The following is a 26,939-nucleotide window of genomic DNA, read 5'->3' on the forward strand; positions in this document are numbered from 1 at the left end:
TTGTGGCGAATGCTGTGGGTGGTGTTCTGCTTATTTTCATTCCCCGTGCGTGCGGGGTTATCCGGCCAGGAGTTTTGAATGTTCTCTCGTCTGTTGGGGCTCATTTCCGCTGATATGGCGATCGATCTCGGCACTGCCAATACCCTCGTTTATGTCAAGGGGCGTGGCGTGGTGCTGAGTGAGCCTTCCGTCGTCGCTGTAACGGAAGTGCGCGGGCGCAGACAGGTCCTGGCCGTGGGAAATGAAGCCAAACTGATGGTTGGCCGTACGCCGGGGAACATTCAGGCCATCCGCCCTCTCCGTGACGGTGTCATCGCCGACTTCGAGAGTGCGGAGGAGATGATCAAGCATTTCATCCGCAAGGTTCACAACCGCCGTTCCTTCTTCAGTTCCCAGATCGTCATCTGCGTGCCGTCCGGTTCCACTGCCGTGGAGCGCCGTGCCATCCAGGAGAGTGCAGAGAGTGCTGGTGCCCGCAAGGTCTATCTGATTGAGGAGCCGATGGCCGCAGCCATTGGGGCCGGTCTGGCCGTGACGGAGCCTTCTGGCAGCATGATCGTGGATATCGGTGGGGGAACGACCGAGGTTGCCGTGATCTCCCTTGGCGGGATTGTCTATGCCCGGTCTGTCCGGGTTGGTGGCGACCAGATGGATGAGGCCATCATGGCTTATATCCGTCGCAACTATAACCTCATGATCGGGGAAAGCTCCGCCGAGCGGATCAAGATTGATCTCGGCGCTGCGTCTTTTGACGCCAACATACAGACGGAAGAGCGGACCATGCCGCTCAAGGGGCGTGACCTGCTGAATGGCGTCCCCCGGGAGATCACCGTCAGTGAGGCCCAGATTGCCGAAGCCCTCCAGGAGCCTGTCGGGCATATCATTGATGCCGTAGCCACCGTGCTGGAGCATACACCGCCGGAGCTGGCCGCTGACATCGTGGAGAAGGGCATTGTCCTGTCCGGCGGGGGAGCACTGCTGCGGCGTCTGGATGATGTCCTGCGTCAGGCTACCGGCCTGCCGGTTTTCGTGGCAGAGAATGCGCTTTCATGCGTGGCTGTGGGGACTGGCCGCACGCTGGAGCACATGCAGCAGCTCCGCAGTGTCCTGAGCAGCATGTATTGATCCCTGGTCTCCGGCGGGGGATGGTATCCTCCGTGACCGGGGGCTGAGCGGAGGGAAAAGGCGGGCCATGGTCTCCATTCACACACGTCAGCTTCTGTCCGGGCTTGTTCTGCCGGTCATGGTTTTTCTGGCTGTGGGGACTGTTCTGGCCGGGCAGATATGGCCGGGCAGGGCCATACAGATTCGCATGGCGGCGGCGCAGAAGGCCGGGGCCATCTATCAGGTTCTGTTGTTCCCTCAGCGGCAGTTTCATGAATGGCAGATCACCCTGCAGGGGGTGGGGGACCTGCTGGCCGCCAATGCGCAGCTTCGGCAGGAAAACCAGAAACTTGCTTACTGGCATGGTGAGGCCCAGACTCTTCGGCAGGAAAATGCCCGCCTGAAGGCTGTGCTGCACTGGGGAGCGGAAGATACCCGGGATTATGTCAGCGGATGGGTCGTTCGGGATGAGAGTGGCCCTTACCTGCGGGCGGTTCTGTTGCAGGTGGGGGAACACCGGGTGCAGCAGGGAAGTCTGGCCGTTGATTCTTTCGGGCTTGTCGGGCGTGTCAGTGAGGTGGGACCGCATGTGGTGCGAGTGCTGCTGATTGAGGATGCTGCCAGCCGGATTCCTGTCACGTTACAGAGCAGCGGGGGGGATGCCATGATGATTGGCGACAATACGCCTTATCCCCGTCTCATGTATTACAATCAGAGCCTCATGCCGGAAGAAGGCGAGCATATCGTCACACGGGGGCAGACAGGCCTGACAGGCGGTGTTGCTGTTGGTCGTGTGCATTATCTGGCGCCAGGGCAGCCGGTTGTCATCCCTGATGCCGCTCTGGGAAAACTGGAGCTGGTTCGTATTTTTGATGGTGGCTTTACCCTGGAGGCCCCACCCAGTGCGGGAAGGGTCCGGGAGAAGCCTCCGCTCCTGCCGGATCATCGGGATGGGGAAGCCCCTTCGAATTGGCAGAATCTGCGCCGCTTTCTGCCATTTTCGTCTCTCAGGAACGGCTGAGGGTACTTTCTGGACGGTCGGCGTTCCTGATATACGGTCTCAAATTAAACCGTTTGTTATCATCAATGCCTTATAAGGCGGTCAGGTGGCATTTGTGGCACGATTCGGGTAATGGCATGAAACCTGCCCCGAAGGCGTGATCTGCCCTCCAGGGAGGTTTGCTTTCTGTAGAAGAGAGCACTATTTCCGGGAAGGCACGGGGGCGGTGGAGCAGCAACGGGTACGGGGCTATGGCATTACGGTTGGAGCAGGGGCGTCTGGATCATGAGGCGCTGGAGGGAACACGGCAGCGCAAGCTGATGGTTCGTGTGCGGCGCAAGCTGTCCCCCTGTGTCATCATGGTGGTTCTGGCTTTTGTGTTGTCCGCCCCGTTTGGCATACTCGGGCAGACCGAACTCCAGACAGCCCTGACACTGGGGACGGTCTGGTTCTGGGCGCTTTACCGTCCTGCTTTCATGCCCCTGTTCGGGCTGTTCTGTAGTGGGGTGGTGATCGAGTTCTTCAGTGCCAATCCGCCCGGCGTGCTCCTGTTCTGGATGCTGGTAGCCTATGGCGTGGCTCATGGCTGCCGTGTTGGTCTGTCCCGTCGTGGATTCCTGCTTTCCTGGAGCTTGTACGGGTTGATCGTGCTGGGAGAGGCCCTGACAGACTGGGTGTTGATGGTCATCCGGGTCCGGGGGGCGCTATCGGTCTATCCCATTGTTTTTCAGGAGGCTCTCGCTGTAGGGAGTTATCCCTTTCTGCATGTTCTGTATTTATGGGGGCTTTCTGTTATGGAAAAGCATGACAGACTGTAATAGACTATGGCCATCTGAAGTGTGGAAGACTTGAGTTTTCCTTCCTTAATCTTTTTTTAAGCGTATATTGCAGATGTTCTTCCGGCGTGATGAAACTCGTCCGCCATTTCGGAAACGAAGTGGGCCAGCGGCTGACCTGTCTTTTTCAGAAGAACAGGCTGTCGGTGGGGGTATGTTCACACGCCGTGCCCTGCTGCTTCTGGCAGCGCAGACAGGGGTCATGGGGACGCTTGCCCATCATCTCTATCAGATGCAGGTCGTTCATGGCGATGAGCTGAAGGAGCAGGCACGCCGCAACCGGACCAGCCGCCGCCAGATTGCACCAGCCCGTGGTGAGATCTACGACCGCTGCGGTGTGCTGCTTGCCGGCAACCGTCCCAACTGGCGTGCGCTGATCATGACGGAGGAAACGACGGACCTCCAGGCCGTGGTGGACCGCTTTGCTACGATCGTGCCGCTGGATGACCGTGACCGGGCCCGTATCGAGCATGATCGCAAACATATCCATCGTTACGTCCCGCTGACCCTCAAGGAATTCCTCTCCTGGGATGATGTCGCCCGGCTGGGGCTGAATGCTCCGACCCTGCCCGGTGTTCTGATCGATGTGGGAACAACACGGGAATATCCGTTCAAGGACCTGTTGTCCCATATCATCGGGTATGTGGCCCCTCCCAATGAGACGGATGTCCAGCGGGATGGCATCATGGCCCTGCCGGGGATGAAGGTGGGGCGTGCCGGGGTCGAGCAGACGCAGGAAAGCCATCTGCGTGGACAGCCCGGCACGGTGGAGATGGAGGTCAACGCCCATGGCCGTGTCATGGGCGAGCTTGAGCGTGTGGAAGGCCAGCCCGGGGCCCGGCTGGAGCTGACGCTGGATAGCGCCTTGCAGACCCGCATCCGGGAGCGGATTGGCGAGCGTGTGGCCAGTGCCGTGGTGATGGACTGCCGCAATGGCGAGGTGATGGGGCTGGTCAGCACACCTTCTTTCGACCCGACCCTTTTTGATGGTGGCATCAGCCGGACACAGTGGAACAGTCTGATCACCGACCAGCGCACGCCGCTGGTGGACAAGGCCGTTTCCGGCCTTTATCCGCCGGGCTCCACTTTCAAGCCTGCCGTGGCACTGGCCGCCCTGAAGGCCCATGCCATCACCCCGTCGGACCGTTTTTCCTGTCCGGGTTATTACGACATGGGGGGCGTGCGCTTCCACTGCTGGAGCCGTTACGGGCATGGGTCGATCAACCTGCATCAGGCACTGAAATATTCCTGCGACGTCTATTTCTATCAGGTGGCCCGGCGCTGTGGCATGGAGGCGATTCATGAAGCCGCCGCCTTCCTGGGGCTGGATGGGAAGCTGCCGATAGAGCTGCCCCACATGCGGGCAGGGTCCGTTCCGACCCCGGAGATGCGCCGTCGCCATGGTCACCACTGGAATGGTGGTGATACCGTCAATGCCGGTATTGGGCAGGGGCTGGTGCAGACAACACCTCTGGCACTGGCCACTTATGTATCCCGTCTGGCAACGGGGCGGTTTGTGCAGCCACATCTTCTGCGCTCGGTGAGCGGGCAGGGCATTGCACCGGTTCTGGATCCCCTGCCTTTCGCAAAGGAGGCCCTCGCTGCTGCCCGGGGGGGGATGTTTGCTGTGGTGAATGAGCCACAGGGCACGGCTCCGGCCGCCCGGTTGAGCCTGCCTGGTGTACAGATGGCTGGCAAGACCGGCTCTGCACAGGTGCGGAACGTGCCGAGAGCCCTGCGTGAGAGCGGGCACTTCAACTCCATGAACCTGCCGTGGCAGTATCGTCCTCATGCGTTGTTCATCTGCTTTGCACCTTATGACAATCCCCGTTATGCGGTGTCTGTCGTGGTGGAGCATGGCAATGCGGGTGCGACCGAGGCGGCCCCTCTGGCTGCACAGATCATGACGGATACTCTCATCAGGGACCCGGCCAGCCGGACCTCCCTGTCCCGGGGGGTCGTGGCGAGGGCTGACGGCCTGGATGACTGAGGGATAGAAGGACGTCATGCCGCTGAAGGACTTCACCGTTCCCCGTACGGCCCGCCGCCTGCTGCGGGCAGAGCCGAACCTGCGCATGTTCTCCCGGCTCTGGCAGATCAACTGGTTCTTTGTTCTGCTGGTCTGCTGTCTGGCCGGTGTGGGGTATGTTGCCCTGTATTCAGCCGGTGGCGGGCGTGCGGAGGCTTTTGCCCAGCCCCAGCTCATCCGTTTCTGTTTCGGGCTTCTGATGATGCTGGGCGTGGCGCTGGCCAGCCCACGGGTCTTGAGGATGCTCTCCGTGCCCATTTATGGGCTATCCATCCTGCTCTTGGTACTGGTGCTGAAGATGGGGCATGTGGGCAAGGGGGCGGAACGCTGGATCAATCTGGGCGGCTTCCAGTTCCAGCCCTCCGAATTTGCCAAGATTGCCCTGGTCCTCATGCTTTCAACATGGTTCTACCGGATCGGGCGGGACCGTATGGGCAATCCGCTGCGGCTCATCATCCCGGCGCTTCTGACACTTCTGCCGGTCGTGCTGGTGTTGAAGGAGCCCAATCTGGGGACAGCAACCATTGTTGGTGTGATCGGGGCTTCACTGTTCTTTGCGGCGGGGATGCGGTGGTGGCAGATCATCATCCTTGTTGCGCCCCTGCCGTTTCTGGGGCCCTTCATCTATAATCATCTCCATGATTATCAGAAGGCTCGGATTGATACCTTTCTGCATCCTGAGCATGATCCGCTGGGGGCAGGGTACAACATTCTCCAGTCCCGTATTGCTCTGGGGGCGGGTGGGCGCTGGGGGCAAGGCTACCTGCATGGCACGCAGGGGCAGCTGAGCTTCCTGCCGGAGAAACAGACAGACTTCATCTTCACCATGATCGGGGAGGAATGGGGGTATGTCGGGGGTGTGGCCGTCATCGGGCTACTGTTCCTGATCCTGCTGAGCAGCATGCTGATTGCCCTGCGTTGTCGGAACCGCTTTGGCCGGCTGGTCGGGCTGGGCATCGCCATGGATTTCTTCCTGTATTGCGTGGTCAATCTCTCCATGGTCATGGGGGTCATCCCGGTGGGAGGCGTGCCGCTACCGCTGATCTCCTATGGAGGGTCAGCCATGCTGACCATGATGTTCGGTTTCGGTCTGCTGCTTTCCAGCTGGGTGCATCGGGATGACCCTGACTGATCTATTGGAACCGTAGGGCCGAGACCCCACCTGGAGGAGGTCGGGTTGCGGAGTATCGTGGCCGGTTTTTTTCAGGTGTCTGTTTTTTATGCATCAGTGGCTTCTTCCCCTGCTGGCTTTTACGACCGCAGCGGCAATTTTCACCATCACGCCGGGGCTGGACTCCGTCATGGTTCTGCGGACGGCTGCCTCCGATGGGCGCCGTGCTGGGATCGGGGCCATTTTTGGCATTGCCGTGGGGCTGAGCCTCTGGGGGCTGGCAGCGGCCTTCGGGCTGACGGCCCTTCTGGCGGCGTCTTCCACGGCGTTCTTCGTCGTCAAATGTGTTGGTGCGGTTTATCTGGTCTGGATGGGCGTCAGCCAGCTTCTGCGCCCCCGTATGGCACTGACGACGGAGGCCGGGCCGGAGCAGGCCCGGCGGGTGGAACATCGCAACGCCTTCTGGCCGGGATTCCGCCGTGGGATGCTGACGGACCTGCTCAACCCCAAGGCGGGTATTTTCGTGATCACCTTTTTCCCTCAGTTCATCCCGCCCGCCACGGATGTGGTGGCGTTTACGCTCGTGCAGGTGGTGATCCAGGTCGTGCTGACCTTCATATGGCTGGGGCTGCTGGTGGCCCTGACGGTCCCGCTGGCACAGTTCTTCAACCGGCCCGTCGTGGTGCGCCGTCTGGACCGGCTGACCGGGCTGGTCTTCATCGGTTTCGGAGCCAAGATATTCCTGACAGACAGTCCCTCGCACTGAGAGGGATACATAAAAAAGGCCGGTGAGAGAACGCTCCCACCGGCCTTTTTTATCGTAGCCTGTTTGTGAGACTGGAGCTCAGCCTTCGATCCGGCCAAAATCAGCAATCAGCTGGCCACTGCGGCTGAAGGCCGACAGCAGGCGCAGACGGTTGAGACGCTGGCCAGCATCTTCCGCATTGACGGTCACAGCCTCGAAGAAGCGGTCCATGATCGGACGCAGGGCGGCGAGATGCTGCATGGCACTGGTGAAGTCATCATCGGCCAGACTGGCCGTGATCTTCGGCCCGGCTTCATTCAGGGCCGCATCCAGGTCACGTTCCTCATCCTGTACATAGAGTGCCGCTTCAGGGGCCTGATGGTGCGGGCCGTCCTTTTTCTCCTCGATGCGCAGGATGTTCGTGGCCCGGCGGTAGGCTGCCAGAAGGTTCTGCCCGTCTTCCGTGCCCATCATGTCGGACAGGGCCTCCACACGGCTGAGCAGGCGGACCAGGTCGCCATCCAGATGATCGGTGAAGAGGCTCCTGTTTTCCTGCACCTGTGTGACGGCCAGCGTGGCATCCAGCACGTCGTGACGGCGTCCTTCATTGCGGAGCTGGACCCGGAGCCTGTCGGTGAAGAAGGGTTCCAGCTCACCCAGAGCGGAATCTTTGCCCTCCTTCCCGGCATAGGCCTCAGCTGCTCTGGAAAGCAGGCTGCCGAGGTCGATGCGCAGGCCATTGTCCCGGATGGTGCGGATCACCCCAAGGGCGGCACGGCGCAGACCATAAGGATCACCAGAGCCGGTGGGGGTTTCCCCGATAGCGAAGAACCCCGCCAGCATGTCCAGCCGGTCCGCCAGAGCGACGGCAACAGAGACGGGAGCACTGGCCGTGCCATCCTGCAATCCACGGGGCATGTAATGTTCGGCAACGGCTTGGGCCACTTCCGGGGCTTCACCATCATGGGCGGCGTAATAGCCGCCCATCACGCCCTGAAGCTCGGGGAACTCACCGACCATGCCGGTCGTCAGGTCGGCCTTGGCGAGCAGACCGGCCCGTTCGGCGTGTTTTACCTGTGCGTCACTCAGCTGCATGGCCGTGGCGATGATGCCTGCCAGAGTGCTGATGCGCCGTGCCCGCTCTTCCTGAGTGCCCAGTTTCGCATGGAAGGTGACGGGCTTCAGGGCCTCGACACGGTCGGCCAGTTTCGTCTTGCGGTCGAGGTCCCAGAAATGGCGGGCATCGGCGAAGCGGGCCCGCAGGACACGTTCATTCCCGGCGATGCAGAGCGTGCCGCCGTCGCTGAAGGTCTGGTTGGCCACGAAGGCGAAATAGGGAGCGGCTTTGCCGTCTTTCGTGCGCAGGGCAAAGTACCGCTGGTTGACCCGCATGGAGACCTGCATGACTTCCGGTGGAAGGTCCATGAAGGCATCATCGATGCGGCCCAGCAGGGGCACGGGATATTCCACCAGCCCGCTGACTTCACGGACCAGCCCTTCATCCTCGACAAGCGCCAGCCCCTTCTCATCAGCGAGCGCATGGACACCCTGACGGATGAGATCGGCCCGTTTCTCCTCGTTGATGACGACGTGGCGGGCTTCCAGCTCCTTCAGCCACTGTTCCGTGCCGGTGACGGTGAACGTGCCGGGGGAGAGGATGCGGTGGCCTTCGGTCACGTTGCCGCTCTTCAGCCCGTGGGCGTCGTCATCCTGACGGGCCAGGGTGAAGGGAACGGTCTGGCCATCCAGCAGGCAGACAACGTGATGGAGCGGGCGTACCCAGGTGAAGAGGGAGCCATTGCCCCAGCGCATGGCCTTGGGCCACGGGAACTTCCAGAGGAGGTCCGGCAGCTGTTCGGCAACCAGCTCCGCCGCCCTGACCGGAGGCAGGGTACGGTTGAGAACCCAGAAACCGTTTTCCTTCGTCAGCTCATCGGGGCTGACGCCATGCTTGCGGGAGAACCCGGCAAGGGCCTTTTCCGGGGCATTTTCCCGGGGGCCACGCTCGGAAATGGTGCGGGTGGGGATGCTCTCATCCACCTCGAGGCTGGCCGCAATGTGGCGGGCACCATGAAAGCTGCGGATGTTGCGGGGGTTCAGATCGGCGAGGGCCTGTTCCAGCAGGCGGGCGAGGTCCTCGGCAGCACGGGCCTGCATCCCGGAGGGGATTTCCTCGCAGAAGAGGTCAAGAAGCAGTTCAGCCATGGGTGGTTTCCTCCTCGTCTCCAGCAAGCCATGCTTCGCAGGCAGCTTTGGCCAGCGTGCGTACACGCCCGATATAGGAGGCACGTTCCGAAACGGAAATGACCCCCCGGGCATCCAGCAGATTGAACAGATGGGAGGCCTTCAGGCACTGGTCATAGGCGGGCTGGGCCACGCCAGCTTCGGAGAGGCGGATGGACTCAGCCTCGGCTGCCCGGAACTGCGCCAGAAGCATGTCCGTATCAGCCAGCTCGAAATTGTGCCGTGAATAGTCCCGCTCTGCCCGGAGGAAGACATCTCCATAGGTTAGGCCCCGGCCATTGAAGTCGAGGTCATAGACATTCTCGACCCCCTGCACATACATGGCCAGACGTTCCAGCCCGTAGGTCAGCTCGGTGGAGGGAACGACGGTCGGGATGCCACCAACCTGCTGGAAGTAGGTGAACTGTGTGACTTCCATGCCGTCGCACCAGACCTCCCAGCCCAGCCCCCAGGCCCCGATGGTGGGGTTTTCCCAGTCATCCTCCACGAAACGGATGTCGTGCTTTTCCGGGTCGATCCCGATGGCCCGGTAGCTTTCCAGCAGCAGGTCCTGGCTTTCCTGCGGGGTGGGTTTGAGTAGCACCTGATACTGGTAATAATGCTGGAGGCGGTTCGGGTTCTCGCCATAACGGCCGTCGGACGGGCGGCGGCAGGGCTGCACATAGGCGGCAGCCCACGGCTTGCGGCCCAGTGCCCGCAGGGTCGTGTGAGGGGACAGTGTACCCGCACCCAGTTCAGTATCGTAAGGCTGGAGAATGGCACAGCCCTTCTGTGACCAGAACTGATGAAGGCGCAGGATCAGATCCTGAAAGCAGGGGGGCCGGGATGTGGACAATTCACTAGGCTCCATTAACGTAAAGATGTCTGCATATTACAGGATGAGAGGCCGGATCACCAGCGGGTAGGGGTGGGAGAGGGTAAAGAAGTTGCCGCCGTGCAGGGTGGTTTCTTAAGATGGTCTTTACGGCAGGTGCATTCTGTGGGCCTCTGCCGGGAGAAGAGGGGGCCAAGACCCTTGCGGGGGATGGAGAGCTGTATCATATCATGTGGCATGAAGAGACAGCGCCCATGTCGCGCCCCGCCCGGGCGGGCGGGGGCTGCTGAGCAGTTGTGAAGGACAGCACGCCCATGAACTCGGAAGAACGTGATCTCATAAGTCGCTTTGTTGCCCGTGTTGGGGGAGGCGTGGGGCTGCCGAATGGCCAGAGCCCGGCGTCCCTGCCGCCGATCGACCCGGAGGCAGACCGCTTCATCGCCGAGAATTTCCAGCGTTTCCCGGAGGCCCGCTACCGTATCACGCAGCTGGCTGTCGTGCAGGAGGCGGCTCTCTCCCAGGCGCAGGCCCGCATCCGTGATCTGGAGTTCCAGCTCCAGCAGGCGAGGGGGCAGATCGCCCAGCTCCAGCAGCAGGCCAGTCAGCCGGGGCAGCAGTCAGGTGGGTTCTTCTCCGGGCTGTTCGGTCGGGGGGCTTCTGCGTCCGCTCCACCGCCTCGCGGGGCCTCCCTGCCACCGGGCTGGGGGCCTGCCTCTGGTGCTGCTGCGCCGGAGATGGGGCGGAGCTATGCCCCGCCACCGGGTTATCAGCCGGGTATGTTCGGGCGGTCCGGCTCCGGCTTTCTGGGGTCTGCCCTGTCCACGGCGGCCGGTGTCGCAGGCGGGATGATGGCGGCCCATGCGCTGGAGGGTCTGTTCTCCGGGGAGCATGGCCATGAAGGTGTCGGTGGTGCTGGCGATGGTTTTGGCAGTGAAACGACCATCATCAACAATTATGGGGACAATTATTCTGATCCGTTTGCCGGAAGCGGGACAGATGCCGCAGGGTTCTCTCCGCAGGATTTTGGCCCGCAGGATGCGCCGGTTGATAATGGTGGTGGCTTCGGTGGTGATGACATCGACAGGGACGATTTTTTCTGAGATCGGCTCCGAACGGAGCATGATGCAGGCGGGGCCTTCAGGGGCCCCGTCTTGTCATCATGGAGTACATATTCCGGCCGTGATGGCCCCATGTTCGGAACAGGCTATGTGACCGCCGGGGGCTGACAGAAAGGGACAGGACAGAGAGTTATGGAAAAAGCCCCCCAGCCCGTTCTCGGGCCTGATGCCAGCGCTGAGACACCGGACCAGCAGCCGGACCGGACCCTGTATGATGTGGCTGCTGTTGAGGATGTCAGGGAAGGAGAGGTTTTTTCTGTCATCATCAAGGAGCAGTCCATTGCTCTCGTGCGTGTCGGGGGGGAGGTTCATGCGCTGGGGGGGCGTTGCCCGCACAAGGGGGCGCCGCTGCGGGGGCGTCTGCACTGTTACAGCAAGGCTCACGGTGATGTGATTGTCTGCCCGTGGCACAAGGCGGTGTTTGGCGTACGGGATGGCCGGGTGAAGGAGCCGGTCGCCTTTTCTGGCCTGCCCGTCTATCCTGTCCGCCTCGTGGAGGGGCGGGTGCTGGTCGGGGTCAGTCCTTTGCCTGCCAGAGTTCCTGAGCCCTGCATGGAGGACAGTTCCGTGCTGGTGCTGGGTGGTGGTGCGGCGGCAGCCAGTGCCATCTATACCCTGCGTGAGGAGGGTTTTGCCGGTAGCATCATCCTCATCGGAGATGAGAGCCTGCCTCCTTATGACCGTCCATCGCTCAGCAAGGGCATTTTTCTTGGGGGGCCGGACAAGGTTCAGCCTCCGCTGCTGCTGAATGATGCTTTTTTTGCCCATCATGAGATCACCCGTGTGCAGGGGACAATCACCAGTCTGGACTGCACGGCAAAGCGTGTCGAACTGGCTGACGGGCGGGATTACAGTGCGGACCATGTGCTGATCACGACAGGGGGGCGGCCTGCGAAGCCGGATCTTCCCGGCATCGAGCTGACCGGGGTGATGACCATGCATGGCGTGCAAGATGCCCGCCAGATTGCAGAGGAGATCACGGGGGAGCAGGCTGTCGTGCTGATAGGTGGCGGGCTGACCACGCTGGAGCTGGCTTCTGCCCTGCGGCAGAAAGGGGCTGGTGTGACGGTGATTGCCCCGGAGCAGGTCATTCCCATGGAGGCCCAGTGGGGGCGGGAGGTCGGGCGCATCCTGCTGCGCCTGCATGCTGACAATGGTGTAGCTTTCATCACGGATAGTGAAGTGGTGAACATATACGGAAAGGACCATGTGGAGGGCATCGAGCTTGATGATGGCATGAAGCTGCCCTGCACCCATGTTCTGGTGGCTGTCGGCAATGAGCCATGCCGCAGTTTCCTGCCTGATGATGTTGGGACGGACGCTGATGGTGGGGTGTCTGGCATTGTTGTGGATGAGGACATGCGGGTTCTGCCCGGCATTTATGCGGCGGGGGATGTGGCCGCCTTCCAACATGAAGGAACGCTTTGTCGCATTGAACACTGGCGTCAGGCGCAGATAGAGGGGCGGGCCGCTGCCCGGACCATTCTTGGTCTGTCCCGGCAGCCCATGCCCATCCCCTGGTACTGGACCCAGCAGTTCGGCAAAAAGCTGGAATATATGGGGTGGGGAGAGCCGTTCGACCGGGTCCTGATAGAAGGGGACTTGAGCGGGTTCGACTTCATGGCGGCTTACATGAGGGGGCAGAAGGTGGTGGCGCTGGTTTCGGCTGGCCGGTCTTCCGCCATGGCTCGTGCTGCGGTCGATTTTGATGGGTTCGTTGCAAAAGAGGTGCGGACAAGCATCGTGTGATAGGGCTTGCATCCTGTTTGTTCCACATGGTTAACGGCTGCCTTCTGCAGGGCAGCCGTTTTCTGTTTCCGCAGCTGTTTTGTCGGGAGAGGGGGACATGGGATGGCATGACTGTCAGCCCATGCTCATGCCGTGTGTACAAGTGAGAGTCTTCGTATCTGTTCTGCAATAATTGTAAGTTCTGTTTTTACCAAAAAGAAATATTAATGATACATTATGAATGTTTCATGTGGTCTGGATTTGAAAATTAAAAAAATAATTAATTTTTATATGATTATGCAAGTGCTATGAGGCGCCATCCATTCTTTTGTTACAACATGTATTGAGATATTATGCCAGATACTGCACCGTCTCGTCCGCATACTTCCATTTTTCATCAGGAGTGGTGGCTTGCTACGGCCAGTCGGCAGGCAGTGTCCTTCATTGATGTGGAAATGGGGGGCAGGGTTGTTTCCCGTTTTCCTTTCGTAATGAAAAAGAGGCTTGGCTCTCCTGTCATCAGGATGCCCAAATATACCCGCACGCTGGGGCCGGATTTTGCTCTGCCCCCCTCAAAAACATTTCGCCAGGAGCAAAATATCAGGCATGTCGTGGACAGGACCGTTGCCAGCCTGCCCAAATATCATGGTGTCCATTTCTATCTGGACCCCGACAATGCGTCCTCCTTTGCGTTCAGGCTGGCTGGGTTCAGGGTGTACCAGGATTTCACCTTCCGCATCATGCCTGAAAAAACTCTGGACATGGCCTGGCAGGATTGTGACCAGAAGACCCGCAACCTCATCCGCACGGCGGATAAAAAACTCACTGTCCAGCAGTCTGGGGATGTGGCTCCGTTCATCGACCTGGTCAGGCAGGAACTGCCACAGAACCATCATGACTATGCCCTGCTGGAAGACCTGTTTACGGAGGCCCGTAATCGGGACCAGGCCATGGCGCTCTATGCTCATGATGGGGGCGTGCCCGTCTCGGCAGCCCTGCTCGTCTGGGATGACAGGGTGCTGTACTACTGGCAGGCCGTCCGTGTCCGCCGCTCCAGAGTGCCGGGCATGAACATGCTGCTGATCTGGAAGGCGATCGAGGAAGCCAAGAGGCGCAACCTGATTTTTGATTTCGATGGTTTCGGGTCTGTCAGAACGGCCAAGATGCTGGCCAGTTTCGGGCAGAAGCCGGTCATAAGGCCGGAAATCCGCTTCGAGACGCCCCTTTACGCCATGAAGTGCCGTCTCATCAATGTTGTCCGGCGGCATGTGCTCAGGAAGTACCGGGGTTACGATCTTTTCTGAGGCCATCATCTGGCCCTGGTTCCGGGGTGGTGGCGCTGATTAGGATTGGCTTTTCCACCACGATTGGGGTAGGAAATCCCTTACGGGGAGAGCTGCGTTCAGGGCGTGGCCGCCATTCCATGTAGCGAGCCGGAGCATTGGGCACAGCCTGTGCGGAGCCGGGTCACAGACAGATTGACGAGGTTTGAATTCATGCATCAGTACCGTACCCATTTCTGCAACGCCCTGCGTGCTGATGATGCAGGCAGGACCGTACGGCTGTCGGGCTGGATTCACAGCAAGCGTGACCATGGCGGGCTGCTCTTCATCGACCTGCGGGACAATTATGGCGTGACGCAGATCGTCGTTCCGTCCGAAGGGGCGCTGCTGGAACAGGCCGAGCGTCTGCGGGTGGAGAGCGTCATCACCGTGACGGGTGAGGTCGTGGTGCGTGAGGAGGGGCAGCGCAACCCTTCCCTGCCAACGGGTGATGTGGAGGTCCGGGCCAGCGGGATTGACGTGCAGTCCCGGGCGGAGGTTCTGCCCTTCCAGGTGGCCGGGCAGGAGAACTATCCCGAGGACCTGCGCCTGAAATACCGTTACATCGACCTGCGCCGGGAGAAGATGCACCGCAACATCATGCTGCGCAGCCAGGTCATCACCAGCCTGCGCCGCCGCATGGTCGAGCAGGGCTTCACGGAATTCCAGACTCCCATCCTGACGGCCTCCTCCCCGGAAGGCGCACGGGACTTCCTCGTTCCGGCCCGTCTGCATCCCGGCAAGTTCTACGCCCTGCCGCAGGCTCCGCAGCAATTCAAGCAGCTGGCGATGGTGGCCGGGTTCGACCGTTATTTCCAGATCGCCCCCTGCTTCCGTGATGAGGCCTCCCGTGCGGACCGCAGCCCTGGCGAGTTCTATCAGCTCGATTTTGAGATGTCCTTCGTCACGCAGGAAGACATCTTCAGCGTGCTGGAGCCGGTTCTGGCTGGCGTGTTCAACGAATTCACACCGGAAGGCTGGAAGATCACGGACGGGGCCTTCCCCCGCATCCCGTATGCCGATGCGATGCGGGATTACGGGTCCGACAAGCCGGACCTCCGCAACCCGCTCATCATCAGGGACGTGACGGAACAGTTCGCTGACTCCGGCTTCGGTCTGTTCGCCCGCATTGCAGCCTCTGGTGGCCGTGTGCGTGCCATCCCCGCACCGGGTGCGGGCAGCCGCCCCCGGGCGTTCTTCGACAAGCTCAATAACTGGGCACGGGATCAGGGGGCCGGGGGCCTCGGTTACATCATCTTTGATGAGGAAGGTGGCAAGGGGCCGATCGCCAAGAACCTGGAAGCTGACCGTGTCGAGAAAATCCGTGAAATCTGCGGCCTGAAGGCCGGTGATGCGGTCTTCTTTGCAGCGGGCAAGGGGGATGAGGTCGTCAAGTTCTCCGGCGTGGTGCGGACGAAGGTGGCGACCGATCTGGATCTCATCGAGAAGAATGCCTTCCGCTTCTGCTGGGTCGTGGACTTCCCGATGTATGAGCGCAACGAGGAAACGGGCGAGATCGACTTCTCCCACAATCCGTTCTCCATGCCGCAGGGCGGTCTGGAAGCCCTGAACACGCAGGACCCGCTGACCATCAAGGCCTATCAGTACGACATCGTCTGTAACGGTGTGGAGCTGTCCTCCGGTGCCGTGCGTAACCACCTGCCGGACGTGATGCTGCGGGCCTTCGAGATCGCCGGTTATGGCCCGGATGTGGTGGAGGCCCGCTTTGGCGGGATGCTCAATGCGTTCCGTTATGGTGCCCCGCCGCATGGTGGCGCTGCGCCGGGTGTGGACCGTATCGTCATGCTGCTGGCCGATGAGCCGAACATCCGTGAGGTCATTCTCTTCCCGCTGAACCAGAGCGGTGAGGACCTGATGATGGAAGCTCCGGCTCCGGTCGAGCCTGCCCGCCTGAAGGAACTTTCCCTCAAGCTGGACCTGCCCAAGCCGAAGCCCTCTGCTGGTGGCAGCAAAGCTCAGGAAAAGCAGGGCTGATTCTGGTTCTCTGATCTGTTGATCTGATCCGGGCAAGGCCGGGGCGGCGCGATCCGCTCCGGCCTTTTTCGTGTCAGGTGTTTCTTCCTGCGCCGCTCTGTCCCATTCTGGGAAAGAAAGGGAAGGAGACCTGTCATGAATTTTGATGAGATCATGCCGGATTATGTGCCGGAAATTGCACCGGCCGTACGGGAGGAGGTCATGACCATCCTGCGTCAGATCGAGCGGGACCATGATGTTGACATCCTGTTCGCTGTGGAAAGTGGTAGCCGGGCCTGGGGCTTTCCCTCACCGGACAGTGACTACGATGTCCGCTTCATCTACCGTCACAGGCTGGACTGGTACCTGTCCCTGAAGCCGGGCCGGGACGTGATCGAGCTGCCCATTTCCGATGATCTGGACGTGAATGGCTGGGACCTGCGCAAGGCCCTGAACCTGCTGACGAAACCCAACCCAACCCTGATGGAGTGGCTGGTCAGCCCGGTGCGTTATCTGTGGCGGGAGGAAGCGGATGAGCTGGCTGCTTTTGCCAGACAGGTCGAAGCTGGACTGAGCTGCCAGCTTCACTACCTGAATCTGGGCCGCAACAGCTGGAGACGGGCGATCCGGGAGGATGGCAGCACGCATTACAAGCGGCTCTTCTATGCACTTCGTCCAGCCATGGCCTTACGCTGGATGCGCCTGCATGAGCATGGCCAGCCTCCGATGAACTTTCAGGCCCTCTGTCAGGGCTGCGACCTTCCGGCCGCCGTGCTCAGGCCCATCCGGGAGCTGCTGCACCTCAAGTCCAGAAGCCGGGAGCAGCAGAGCGGCCCTTTCATCCCTGCCGTGAATGAGCTGATCGAAGCCGAATTTGCTTACGCCGAGGCCATGACCCTGCCAAGGCCGGGCATGGACGTTCACGAGCAGGCCGAAGCCTTGTTTCGGAAGCTGGTGAAAGCCGAGTTCTAGGAAAGGCTGACCACTACCGGCACATGGTCGGATGGCTTTTCCCGTCCCCGTTCGTCCTTGTCGATGGTGAAGCCGGTCAGGCGGTCGGCAAGGCGGGGGGAGAGCAGGGCATGGTCGATCCGCAGGCCGGAATTGCGCTGGTAGGCTCCCGCCTGATAGTCCCAGAACGTGTAATGCCGCCCCGCAGGGTGCAGGCAGCGCAGGGCGTCCGTCAGGCCGGACCAGAGAAGGCGGCGGAAGCCCGCACGGCTTTCCGGGCGGAGCAGGGCATCGTCCGGGGACAGGGCCCTGGGGGCGTAATCCTCTTCTGTCGGGCAGACATTGTAATCCCCGATGAAGGCAAAGGATCGTTCCTCTTTCTGCAGGGTCAGGGACCGCTGGTGCAGGGCCTCAAGAAAGTTCAGCTTTTTGGCGAAACCGGCGTCCCCGCCTGAATTGCCATTGGGCAGGTAGAGATTGCCGATGGTGACCCCTTCAAGCTCCGTCTCGATGTAGCGGGCCTCGTCACTCTCGAAGCCGGGCAGATGATCAGTCGTGACGGTCAGAGGGACACGGCTGATGAGAGCTACCCCATTATAGGCCTTCTGCCCCGCCACGGCGACGTGAAATCCGGCTTCCTCAAAGAGTTTCGGAAACTGGTGCGCCTCGCACTTGATCTCCTGAAGGCACAGCAGGGTGCAGTCCGGGTTACGGTCCAGCCAGTCCTTTACCAGATGGGCACGGGTGCGGATGGAGTTGATGTTCCAGCTGGCAAAGGTCAGGGACATGGGGTGGAGGGCCTCCAGAGTGAAAAGTCAGGCGAGGGAGAAGCTGCTGCCACACCCGCAGGATGAGGCGGCATTGGGGTTGTTGACGGTGAAATGGGCACCCATCAGCTTGTCGATGAAGTCCAGCTCGGCCCCTTCCAGAAGGTCGAAGCTGACGGGGTCGATGAACACGCGGGCCCCGTCCTTTTCAATCAGATGGTCACCAGCCTTTTTCTCCCGCACCAGTTTGAACTGGTACTGGAAGCCATTGCATCCTCCGGCGAGAACGGACACACGCAGGGCCATGCCGTCCGGTTCGGACTGCTGGCTGATGATCTCTGCAATGCGGGCAGCTGCCGCCCCTGAAATGCTAAAATCGGCCACGGACAATCTCCATAATCATCACAAAATTTCACGCCATTGCAGCATACATGGCGGAGAGATGTTGACACTATAAGGCCGGCCGCCAAGAATCGAAACCGGAAAGGCTGTATGCTTCGTGCGGCCCGCTCGGATATGGGGATGGCAGATGGAAATGGCCAGATACGCAGTGCAGCGGCAGGGTGCCCGTGGGCGTCAGTTTGCCGAGGAGGAAAGCCGCACCCGCACGCCGTGGCAGCGGGACAGGGACAGGGTGCTTCATTCATCCGGTTTCCGCCAGCTGCAGTACAAGACGCAGGTCTTCCTCAATCACGAGGGGGATTTCTTCCGTACCCGCCTGACCCATTCGCTGGAAGTTGCCCAGATTTCCCGTTCCATTGCCCGGACACTCGGTGTCAACGAGGACCTTGCGGAGGTGATCGCCCTGGCGCATGACCTTGGCCATACGCCTTTCGGTCATGCCGGTGAGGATGCGTTGCAGGCCGCCATGAAGGACTGGGGCGGGTTCGACCACAATATCCAGTCCCTCCGGCAGGTCACCGAGATCGAGGCCCGCTATCATGGTTTCGACGGCCTCAACCTGACATGGGAAACGCTGGAGGGGCTGGCGAAACATCACGGGCCTGTCCGCCGTCCTGCACCGTGGCTGGCCAGTTTTGATGGGCGCTACCCGCTGGAACTCTCCAGCCATGCCTCCGTGGAAGCGCAGATAGCCGCCATCTGTGACGACGTGGCCTATCACGGGCATGACCTTGATGATGGTCTCCGTGCCGGTCTTCTGAGTTTTGAGGACATCGAGGCGGTTCCCCTGCTGAAAACCTGCCTCGAGGAGGCCCGGTCTCTGAACTGGTCAGGGCATGGAGCGTTCGACCGTGACCAGCGCATCCGTCATGAAACGGTCCGGCGTGTCATCAATCGGCTCGTCAGCGACCTGATTGAACAGAGCCGGAAAGCTCTGGATGAGCTGAAGCCGCAGAATGCCGATGACGTACGCCATGCGGGTCGTGCCATCGTCGAATTTTCTCCGGAAATGGCAGACCGGAACAAGGAAATCCGCACATTCCTTCACGCCCGGATGTATCGCCACTGGCGTGTCCGGCGGATGACCCGCAAGGCCCGCATCGCTCTGGCCGACATATGTGCCATTCTGGGGGATGAGCCGGAACTTCTGCCCACGCCCTGGCAGGAGCTGGCCCTGGAGCGGCGACGTGCAGGCAACGAGGCTGCTGCACGTCGTGTCGTGGCTGATTATATTGCCGGGATGACAGACCGTTTCGCCATGGAGGAACATCGCCGCCTGATGGACCTGTCCGTTCTGGGGTAAGAGGTTGCAAGAATCGCCTGTTCTGGCAGCGAGTGCCTGCTGGGCTGTTCCAAAAAGAGGCGGTGGCTTTTATAGTGGCACGGAACAAGGATGGCAGGCAGTTCTGGTGGCCTGTCATGTAGTGGATCATGACCCCCTTTCAGGGGATTTTGACAGGTTGGATAGAGAAAGTTGCAGAATATGGCCGGCATTGCCCCGACAGCATCATCCCCGGATTGTCTTTTCGCCATCATGCGGGAGAAGGTCGTAACAGCTCTCAAGGCCGTTCTGCCAGACCTGCCGGACGATGTCGCAGCCCGGGTGGAGGTCACGCCTCCCCGTGATGCCGCCCATGGGGACATGGCCACCAATGCCGCCCTGCTGGCCGCCAAGCCCGCAAAGCGCAAGCCGTTCGAAATCGCCAGGGAGCTGGTGGCCGAGCTGGCCGCCCTGCCGGAGATCGCCCATGTGGAGATGGCCGGTCCGGGCTTCGTGAACATGACGCTGAAGCCGGAGCTGTTCCACGATGTCGCCCGGGCCGTGCTGAAGCGTGGGGCCGCCTATGGGCGGTCCACCCTCGGGGCGGGGCGCCGTGCCAATGTGGAATATGTGTCCGCCAACCCGACAGGCCCGATGCATGTCGGTCATTGCCGTGGTGCTGTTGTGGGGGATGCGCTGGCCAACCTGCTGGAGGCGGCAGGTTTCAGGGTCACACGGGAGTATTATGTCAATGATGCCGGGGCACAGGTCATCGCCCTGACATGGGCCGCCTACTGGCGCTACCTTCAGGCCATCGGTACGGATATTCCTGCCGAAGAATTCGGAGAGCTGGCACCCAGCGGCCTGCAATATCAGGGTGAGTATCTCATTGCCGTCGGGCAGGCGCTGGCCGAAAAGCATGGCCGCTCCCTCGCATCCGCCGATGGTGGCGTGGCCCCGGTCGAGACATGGTTCGAGACCGTCCGTGCGGAAGCCCTTGAGCACATGATGGGCATGATCCGGGATGACCTTGCCGCTCTGGGTATCCATCACGAGATTTTCAGCAGCGAGGCCGAAGTGCTGAAGAGCGGCGAGGTTGATGCCGCCATTGCCAGCCTTGAGACGCGTGGCCTGCTTTACGAAGGCGTGCTGGAGCCCCCCAAGGGCAAGAAGCTGGAAGACTGGGAAGCCCGCCCGCAGACGCTGTTCCGTTCCACCGAATTCGGTGACGATCAGGACCGTGCCCTGCGGAAGTCTGACGGGTCCAACACCTACTTCGCCAATGATGTCGGCTATCACGCCCGCAAGGCGTCCCGCTCCGATCTGCTGATCGATGTTCTGGGAGCTGACCATGGCGGGTATGTCTCCCGCATGAGGGCTGCCGTCGCCGCCCTGACGGAAGGGAAGACGGATTTTGAGGTCGTCATGTGCCAGATCGTCCGTGTGGTGAAGGACGGTGAGCCGGTGCGCATGTCCAAGCGGGCCGGGACCTTCGTCACGCTGCGGGATCTGATTGATGAGGTGGGCCGGGATGCCGTGCGCTTCACCATGCTGACCCGCAAGGCTGATGCGCAGATGGAGTTCGACCTGAACGCCGTCGTGGCGCAGACCCGGGACAACCCGGTCTTCTACGTCAACTATGCCCATGCACGCTGCCGGTCCGTCCTGCGGTTGGGAGAAGAAACCTATGGTGCCGCCGCCGTGACGGACGAGGCGCTCGCCGGGCAGGACCTGTCCATCCTGACAGCGGATGAGGAGCTGGCCGTCCTGCGCCGCATTGCCAGCCTGCCACGGCAGGTCGAGGCTGCCGCTCTTGCCCGGGAGCCGCACCGCATCGCCACATACTGCATCGATCTGGCATCGGACTTCCATGCGCTCTGGAACCGGGGGCGTGAGGAAACCAGCCTGCGTTTTATCCAGGATGATGCACCGGAGGCCAGCAAGGCCCGGCTGGCCCTCGTGGCCGCCATTGCCTCAACATTGCGGATCGGCCTTGGCATCCTTGGTGTCGAAGCCGTAGAGGAGCTGCGCTGAACCATGTCCATGCCGGACGATCACCATAACGACATAGCGCCCCCTCAGGCTGATGACCGCCTGGGGGGAGGAAGCCGCAGGCCGCCCCGCAGCCGCCCTGATGAATCTCGGGGAGAACGGGCCGAGGTACGGTCAGGCCTGCTGGCGTCGCTCATGGGGGGGCAGTCCGGCACACGGGGATTGATGCTGCTTGGCGTGATCGGGGCTGCGCTGCTGCTGGGGATTGGTGGGGTCTGGAGCTGGATGGCCAGCCATCATCCGTCTGGTGTTCCGGTCATCGGTCCGCCACCTTACCCTGTGAAGGATCGTCCGGCTGATCCGGGTGGCATGATGGTCATGGGTGATGACACCACGAAGAGCGATGTGACCGGTCGTGGAGCCGTGCATCTGGCTCCCCCGCCTGAACAGCCGGATGCCAGCCTGCTGGCCGGTCGTCTGGCACCGTCCGCCTCCGGGCCTGGGGCAGGAGAAGCGGCCCAGAAGGTAGCGTCTGCCAATAGCGGACCGGCAGGGGATGCAGTGTCGCCCGGGAAACAGGTGGCTGCCCCCGGAGGGGACGCGGATGCTGGAAAAGGTGGCGTGACCCAGGGCGGGGACATCCAGAGCACGTCCCTGCCGCCAGATGATACGGCGGATCAGACGGCAAAGGGAGATGTGGCGGATAAGGGGGCGTCCTCAGCCACAGTGTCCGCACCGAAGAAGCGTGAGCCATCATCCGATGCTGGGGATGAGGCCGATGAGGCGGACAACAGCCCGGATGAGGCCAGCAGCAGGGTGGAGACGCCAAAGCGGAAGACACCGCCGGCCCGCAAGGCTGCTGGGGATGATGTGTCTGATGAGGCGTTGCCGCCGCCTGTACCCGCCCGGGCAAAGCCTGCCACTCCGATGGTGTCTTCTGAGGGACCCCGCAGAAAGGCTGCTGAAACAGGTGCGGCAGGGCGGTATGAGGTCCAGCTTGCTGCTCTGGCCAGTGAGGATCAGGCCCGGCAGGAATGGAGCCGCCTGCGCCACAGGCTGCCCGACCTTCTGGGAGGGTATGATCCGGTCTACCGGAAGGTGGAACGGGACGGGAAAACCTTCATTCGGCTGCGCATAGGCGGGTTCGAAGACAGGGCGGCGGCACGCCAGCTCTGTGTCCGGCTGCATGCACAGGCACAGGCCTGCGCCGTGGCGACGAACTGATCGTGGCAGCATCAGCCAGTGAGTGACGCATTGCATCTCGTGCTGGAGGGATTCGAGGGACCGCTGGACCTTCTGCTTGACCTTGCACGTTCCCAGAAGGTGGACCTCCAGCAGATTTCCATTCTCCAGCTCAGTGAGCAGTATCTGGAGGTTGTGGAGCGGGCCCGGCAGGGGGCGGCGGCGCTGCGGCTGGAAATTGCGGCGGACTGGCTCGTCATGGCAGCCTGGCTGGCGTGGCTGAAGTCCCGCCTTCTTCTGCCCTCGGCCGAGCAGGATGATGAAGCGGAGGATGCTGCGGGCCAGCTGCATGAGCGGTTGATCGACCTGGAGCAGATGCACCGGGCGGCCGCCTGGCTGGAGGAACAGCCACGGCTGGGACGGGATGTTTTCGCCCGGGCCGAGGCGGAAAATCACACACGGATTGAAATGGCACCGCTGAAGGGGGATGTGCCGTCCCTTGTTCTGGCCTATCTGGCGGCACGGCGGCGGGGAGGGCGCAAGCGGACCTATTCCCCCCGTGTGGCACGGTACTGGAGTGCCCAGCAGGCGCGGGAGGCTCTGGCCCGCCTGCTGGGGCGCAGGCGGGTGGCAGGCTGGCAGTCCCTGACAGATGTTCTGCCAGAGCTGATGGAAGGTGGAGCGCTGGAGAAGCGGGCTGCTTTGGCCGGTGCCCTGATGGCCGGGCTGGAAATGGCTCGTGGCGGCAGGCTGGAGCTGCGGCAGGACAGGGCCTTCGGCACTATTGAATGGCGGGAAAGAGAGGAGACCGGGCATGAATGAGAGAGGGCCAGCCTTTCAGGAGCTCCCGCCGGACATGGCCGGGCAGGATGAGTTTGCCAGAGCTGTAAGCCTCGTGGAGGCTCTGCTTTTTGCCAGTGCAGGGCCGGTGACGGCCAGCAGCATTGTGGGGCTTCTGCGGGAGCAGGGGCTGGAGGCACAGGCCGACAGTCCGGGTGCCGTGCTGGATGGGGTAGCCCAGCGGTACAGGGGCCATGCGGTGGAGCTTCAGGCCATTTCCGGTGGCTGGCAGTTTCGGACGAGAGCCATGTTCGGCCCGGCTCTGGCACGGGTGATCGAGCGGCCGAGACGGCTGAGCCAGGGGACACTGGAGGCTCTGGCCATCGTGGCCTATCACCAGCCCTGCACCCGGGTGGAGATCGAGACGATCCGCGGGGTCCGGCTGGGGCAGAGCATTCTTGATACATTGCTGGAGGAAGGGCTGATCACGCCCAAGGGTCGCAAGGAGGTACCGGGCCGTCCCGTACTGTGGGGAACGACGCCCCAGTTCCTGAAACTGTTTGGCCTTGCAAGCCTTGCAGACCTGCCCCGTAGGGAGGAATTGCTTTTCGAGCCTTCTTCCGATGGGGCGGGAACTGGGCTAGAAGACACCATACAGCCTTCATGAGGGGAGATGGCCACCGATGTTCGACCTGAGCTGGACAGAAATTGCCCTTCTGGTGATCGTGGCCCTCGTCTGCATCGGCCCCAAGGACCTTCCGGTAGCCATGCGGACCCTGTCCAGAGCCATAAAGGGCATCCGTCGGTTGGGGGCAGAGTTCCAGCAGCATATTGATGAGATGGTCAAGGAGGCGGATCTCAGCGAGGCGAGGGACCAGCTGCGGGAGATCAGGCAGTTCAGCCCACGGGAGCAGCTGCGCAGGGCCATTGACCCGGATCGCTCGCTGGACAGGCAGCTGGATGTTGGGCGGCAGGAAGGGATGCCCATGGCGCCTCCACCGCCACCACCACCACCTCCACCACCGCCCGCACCGGGCAGTGAGGAGTTGGGGGGCTCCCGGTCCCATGCTCCCCCCGCCCAGCCTCATAACGCCCGTATGCAGGCACAGGCAGAAGCGCTGGAGCGTGCCCCGGCCATCCTTCCTCCGACAACAGCCCTGCGGTTGATCGAGGAATCCCGCTACTGGCACCGTCCGGCATTTCTTCCGCCGGAGATTGCCCTGCATAATGGTCGTCGTGCGGCCATCCTGACAGTAGCCCAGCCCTCTGAGAGCATGAAAGGAGAGCCGCAGCATGGTTCAGCCTGAGACATCCGGTGATACGGCACGGACACCCGCCCAGCAGGTGGAGCAGCCTGCTGGGGCGCCGGGGGGCGGAACGGTGCCAGGGCAGGCGCAGGAGCGCAGCGTGGCCGGTGATACGCCCATGCCCCTGCTTGATCATCTGATGGAACTGCGGCGGCGGCTCATCTGGTCTCTGGCAACCTTTGTGGTGGCCTTTCTCGTCTGCTATCATTTTTCCGGCGAGATATACCGGTTTCTGGCGGCGCCTCTGGCCAGCATCATGCGGCAGAAGGGCGAGCAGCCGCATCTCATCTATACCGCCCTGTACGAGGCTTTCTTCACCTATGTGCGTGTGGCCGTGTTCGGGGCGTTCTTCCTGTCTTTTCCCATGATGGCCATCCAGGCATGGATATTCATTGCGCCGGGTCTGTACCGCAATGAGAAGAAGGCGTTCGCCCCGTTCCTGATCGCCACGCCGCTGCTGTTTCTGGCCGGGGCGGCGCTGGCCTATTATCTGGTCTTTCCGTTTGCGTGGAAGTTCTTCCTGTCCTTCCAGCAGCTTGGTGGTGAGAACCAGATGGGGATCGAACTTCAGGCCCGCGTGTCGGAATATCTGAATCTGGTCACGAAGATGATCATGGCCTTTGGCATCTGTTTCGAGCTGCCTGTGGTGCTGACCCTTCTGGTCCGGGCCGGACTGGTGGGTACGGCCCTGCTGCGGCGCATCCGCCGTTATGCCTATGTAGGTGCCTTCGCCATTGCGGCGGTCATCGCCCCGCCGGATGCCATCACCATGCTTGGGCTGGCCATACCGCTGGTCGGGCTGTACGAGGTGTCCATCCTTGCCGCCCGCATGGTCGAGCCGAAGCCGGTTACGGCCGATGACGATGATGAGGCCCTGCCCGAGCGTGGGGACGCCGCCTGAAGGCGACATTTCCCCGGCAGGGGAAACTGGTATAGACAGACCCTGACAGTTGTAGAGACCCAGCGGAGTATCCCGACCCATGCATGACCTCAAAGCCCTACGTGCAGACCCCGCCGCTTTTGATGCCGCCCTTGCCCGTCGTGGCCTGCCCGCCGTGGCTGAATCCCTCGTGAAGGAGGATGAGCAGCGCCGTGCCGCCCTGGCCGAGTTGCAGGAGGCACAGGGGCAGAGAAAAGGGCTGGCCAAGGAAATCGGACAGGCCAAGCGCAAAGGTGAGGATACGGCTGGGATTGAGGCTCGTGGTGCTGCCCTTCGGGACCAGATCGCCACTCTGGAAGCCCGTGCCAATGAGATACAGAAGCGTATCGATGATGTACTCCAGCAGCTGCCGAATCAGCTGGATGTAAACGTGCCTGATGGCCGGGATGAAAACGACAATGTGGTCGTGCATCAGCGGGGGGAGGTGCCGTCCTTCGCTTTCGAGGCGAAGCAGCATTTCGAGCTGGGCGAGGCTCTGGGCCTGATGGACTTCCCTTCTGCGGGAAAGATCGCCGGGTCCCGTTTCGTGATGCTGCGGGGCGCACTGGCCCGGCTGGAGCGGGCACTGGGGCAGTTCATGCTGGATACCCATACGGGTGAATTCGGTTATGAGGAAGTGACTGTCCCTCTGCTCGTCAATGATGCAGCCATGTATGGCACGGACAAGCTGCCGAAATTTGCCGAGGATTCCTTCCATACCGATGATGGCCGCTGGCTGATCCCGACCGGTGAAGTGCCGCTGACGGCCTCCGTCATGGGGGACATCCTGCCCGCCGAGAGCCTGCCACGCCGCATGACGACCCTTTCCACCTGTTTCCGGTCCGAGGCCGGGTCGGCAGGGCGGGACGTGCGGGGGATGCTCCGTCAGCATCAGTTTACCAAATGTGAGCTTGTGTCCGTCGTGGCACCGGAGGAGAGCGACGCGGAGCATGAGCGCATGACCCGTGCTGCCGAAACGGTGCTGGAAAGGCTGGGCCTGCCCTTCCGCCGGGTGCTGCTCTGTGCCGGGGATACGGGCTTTGGTGCGGCAAAGACGTACGATCTGGAAGCCTGGCTGCCGGGGCAGCAGGCATGGCGTGAGGTGTCGTCCTGCTCCAACACGAGGGATTTTCAGGCCCGCCGCATGAATGCCCGGATGCGCCGGGAGAAGACGACGGTTTTCGTCCATACCCTCAACGGCTCCGGCCTTGCTGTGGGCCGGGTCATGATCGCCCTGATGGAAGTCCACCAGCAGGAAGATGGCAGCATCAGGGTGCCGGAGGTTCTGCGCCACTACATGGGTGGTCTGGACGTCATCCGGGCCTGAGAAAGCAGGAGGGATCATCCGTATCG

23 protein-coding genes are annotated in these 26,939 nt (G+C 61.6%); 19 read left to right on the forward strand and 4 right to left on the reverse strand.

The genetic code is table 11. The features are described 5' to 3' along the window. The first annotated feature begins 78 nt into the window (after positions 1–78). The 6 genes from ASO19_RS03240 to ASO19_RS03265 all read left to right on the forward strand — a co-directional run bounded on the left by ASO19_RS03240 (position 79) and on the right by ASO19_RS03265 (position 6,846). The gene (locus ASO19_RS03240) at positions 79–1,125 is read left to right on the forward strand and encodes a rod shape-determining protein (protein WP_043560776.1); all 1,047 of its coding nucleotides are present in this window, start codon (positions 79–81) and stop codon (positions 1,123–1,125) included. Positions 1,126–1,192: 67 nt separating this feature from the next. After that, entirely contained in the window at positions 1,193–2,125 is a 933-nt protein-coding gene (mreC, locus tag ASO19_RS03245) for a rod shape-determining protein MreC (RefSeq protein ID WP_086431136.1), read from the forward strand. A 230-nt stretch (positions 2,126–2,355) separates the two neighbouring features. Then, positions 2,356–2,922, forward strand: a complete 567-nt coding sequence (locus ASO19_RS03250; RefSeq protein ID WP_043560774.1) for a hypothetical protein — start codon at positions 2,356–2,358, stop codon at positions 2,920–2,922. A gap of 172 nt (positions 2,923–3,094) precedes the next feature. Further along, positions 3,095–4,930 (forward strand): penicillin-binding protein 2, encoded by a 1,836-nt coding sequence (mrdA, locus tag ASO19_RS03255; protein ID WP_227449652.1) that lies wholly within the window; start codon positions 3,095–3,097, stop codon positions 4,928–4,930. Between the two features lie 16 nt (positions 4,931–4,946). After that, the gene (gene rodA / locus ASO19_RS03260) at positions 4,947–6,101 is read left to right on the forward strand and encodes a rod shape-determining protein RodA (protein WP_052349127.1); all 1,155 of its coding nucleotides are present in this window, start codon (positions 4,947–4,949) and stop codon (positions 6,099–6,101) included. Between the two features lie 88 nt (positions 6,102–6,189). Next, positions 6,190–6,846, forward strand: coding sequence for a LysE family translocator (locus ASO19_RS03265; RefSeq protein ID WP_043561507.1), 657 nt, complete (start codon positions 6,190–6,192; stop codon positions 6,844–6,846). A 78-nt stretch (positions 6,847–6,924) separates the two neighbouring features. On the opposite strand, the gene glyS is transcribed toward ASO19_RS03265, so the two are convergent. Both glyS and ASO19_RS03275 read right to left on the reverse strand, forming a co-directional pair. Continuing rightward, positions 6,925–9,030: a glycine--tRNA ligase subunit beta gene (gene glyS / locus ASO19_RS03270; RefSeq protein WP_103765375.1), complete on the reverse strand. Its 2,106-nt coding sequence runs from the start codon at positions 9,028–9,030 to the stop codon at positions 6,925–6,927. Further along, the gene (locus ASO19_RS03275) at positions 9,023–9,919 is read right to left on the reverse strand and encodes a glycine--tRNA ligase subunit alpha (protein WP_081562978.1); all 897 of its coding nucleotides are present in this window, start codon (positions 9,917–9,919) and stop codon (positions 9,023–9,025) included. Before ASO19_RS03275 ends, glyS begins: the two co-directional genes overlap by 8 nt. Before the next feature lie 278 nt (positions 9,920–10,197). Between ASO19_RS03275 and ASO19_RS03280 the strand changes: the two genes are divergently transcribed. From ASO19_RS03280 to ASO19_RS03300, 5 genes are all read left to right on the forward strand, one after another. After that, complete coding sequence (locus ASO19_RS03280; protein WP_043560769.1) at positions 10,198–10,983, forward strand: DUF2076 domain-containing protein; 786 nt, start codon at positions 10,198–10,200, stop codon at positions 10,981–10,983. A 150-nt stretch (positions 10,984–11,133) separates the two neighbouring features. Beyond that, on the forward strand, positions 11,134–12,750 hold the full coding sequence (locus tag ASO19_RS03285; RefSeq protein ID WP_081562979.1) for an FAD-dependent oxidoreductase: 1,617 nt from the start codon (positions 11,134–11,136) through the stop codon (positions 12,748–12,750). Between the two features lie 332 nt (positions 12,751–13,082). Then, positions 13,083–14,033: a GNAT family N-acetyltransferase gene (locus ASO19_RS03290; RefSeq protein WP_081562980.1), complete on the forward strand. Its 951-nt coding sequence runs from the start codon at positions 13,083–13,085 to the stop codon at positions 14,031–14,033. Between the two features lie 192 nt (positions 14,034–14,225). Further along, positions 14,226–16,046, forward strand: coding sequence for an aspartate--tRNA ligase (gene aspS / locus ASO19_RS03295; protein WP_043560765.1), 1,821 nt, complete (start codon positions 14,226–14,228; stop codon positions 16,044–16,046). A 135-nt stretch (positions 16,047–16,181) separates the two neighbouring features. Continuing rightward, the gene (locus ASO19_RS03300; RefSeq protein WP_258036066.1) at positions 16,182–16,997 is read left to right on the forward strand and encodes a nucleotidyltransferase domain-containing protein; all 816 of its coding nucleotides are present in this window, start codon (positions 16,182–16,184) and stop codon (positions 16,995–16,997) included. Here ASO19_RS03300 and xth read toward each other — a convergent pair. Together xth and ASO19_RS03310 are read right to left on the reverse strand one after the other, a co-directional pair. Continuing rightward, complete coding sequence (gene xth, locus ASO19_RS03305) at positions 16,994–17,764, reverse strand: exodeoxyribonuclease III (RefSeq protein WP_103765376.1); 771 nt, start codon at positions 17,762–17,764, stop codon at positions 16,994–16,996. The two genes, ASO19_RS03300 and xth, sit on opposite strands and share 4 nt — an antisense overlap. Positions 17,765–17,791: 27 nt before the next feature. Continuing rightward, entirely contained in the window at positions 17,792–18,127 is a 336-nt protein-coding gene (locus tag ASO19_RS03310; RefSeq protein WP_043561500.1) for a HesB/IscA family protein, read from the reverse strand. A gap of 145 nt (positions 18,128–18,272) precedes the next feature. On the opposite strand from ASO19_RS03310, the gene ASO19_RS03315 reads away from it, so the two are divergent. The 8 genes from ASO19_RS03315 (at position 18,273) to serS (ending at position 26,913) form a co-directional block, all read left to right on the forward strand. Then, positions 18,273–19,448 (forward strand): deoxyguanosinetriphosphate triphosphohydrolase, encoded by a 1,176-nt coding sequence (locus tag ASO19_RS03315; RefSeq protein WP_081562981.1) that lies wholly within the window; start codon positions 18,273–18,275, stop codon positions 19,446–19,448. A 180-nt stretch (positions 19,449–19,628) separates the two neighbouring features. Continuing rightward, positions 19,629–21,440 carry an arginine--tRNA ligase gene (gene argS, locus ASO19_RS03320; protein ID WP_103765377.1) on the forward strand — a complete coding sequence of 604 codons (1,812 nt, stop codon included), beginning with the start codon at positions 19,629–19,631 and terminating at the stop codon, positions 21,438–21,440. A 3-nt stretch (positions 21,441–21,443) separates the two neighbouring features. Then, positions 21,444–22,622 carry an SPOR domain-containing protein gene (locus ASO19_RS03325; RefSeq protein ID WP_052349121.1) on the forward strand — a complete coding sequence of 393 codons (1,179 nt, stop codon included), beginning with the start codon at positions 21,444–21,446 and terminating at the stop codon, positions 22,620–22,622. Positions 22,623–22,640: 18 nt separating this feature from the next. Then, positions 22,641–23,402, forward strand: coding sequence for a segregation and condensation protein A (locus ASO19_RS03330; protein WP_081562984.1), 762 nt, complete (start codon positions 22,641–22,643; stop codon positions 23,400–23,402). Between the two features lie 34 nt (positions 23,403–23,436). After that, on the forward strand, positions 23,437–24,027 hold the full coding sequence (gene scpB / locus ASO19_RS03335; protein WP_408868411.1) for an SMC-Scp complex subunit ScpB: 591 nt from the start codon (positions 23,437–23,439) through the stop codon (positions 24,025–24,027). Between the two features lie 16 nt (positions 24,028–24,043). After that, on the forward strand, positions 24,044–24,667 hold the full coding sequence (tatB, locus tag ASO19_RS03340; RefSeq protein ID WP_103765378.1) for a Sec-independent protein translocase protein TatB: 624 nt from the start codon (positions 24,044–24,046) through the stop codon (positions 24,665–24,667). A gap of 118 nt (positions 24,668–24,785) precedes the next feature. Beyond that, positions 24,786–25,568 (forward strand): twin-arginine translocase subunit TatC, encoded by a 783-nt coding sequence (gene tatC / locus ASO19_RS03345; RefSeq protein ID WP_043561487.1) that lies wholly within the window; start codon positions 24,786–24,788, stop codon positions 25,566–25,568. A gap of 79 nt (positions 25,569–25,647) precedes the next feature. Continuing rightward, positions 25,648–26,913, forward strand: coding sequence for a serine--tRNA ligase (serS, locus tag ASO19_RS03350; RefSeq protein ID WP_103765379.1), 1,266 nt, complete (start codon positions 25,648–25,650; stop codon positions 26,911–26,913). Positions 26,914–26,939: the final 26 nt, after the last annotated feature.

The organism is Parasaccharibacter apium (genome assembly GCF_002917995.1).
GTDB lineage: Bacteria > Pseudomonadota > Alphaproteobacteria > Acetobacterales > Acetobacteraceae > Bombella > Bombella apis.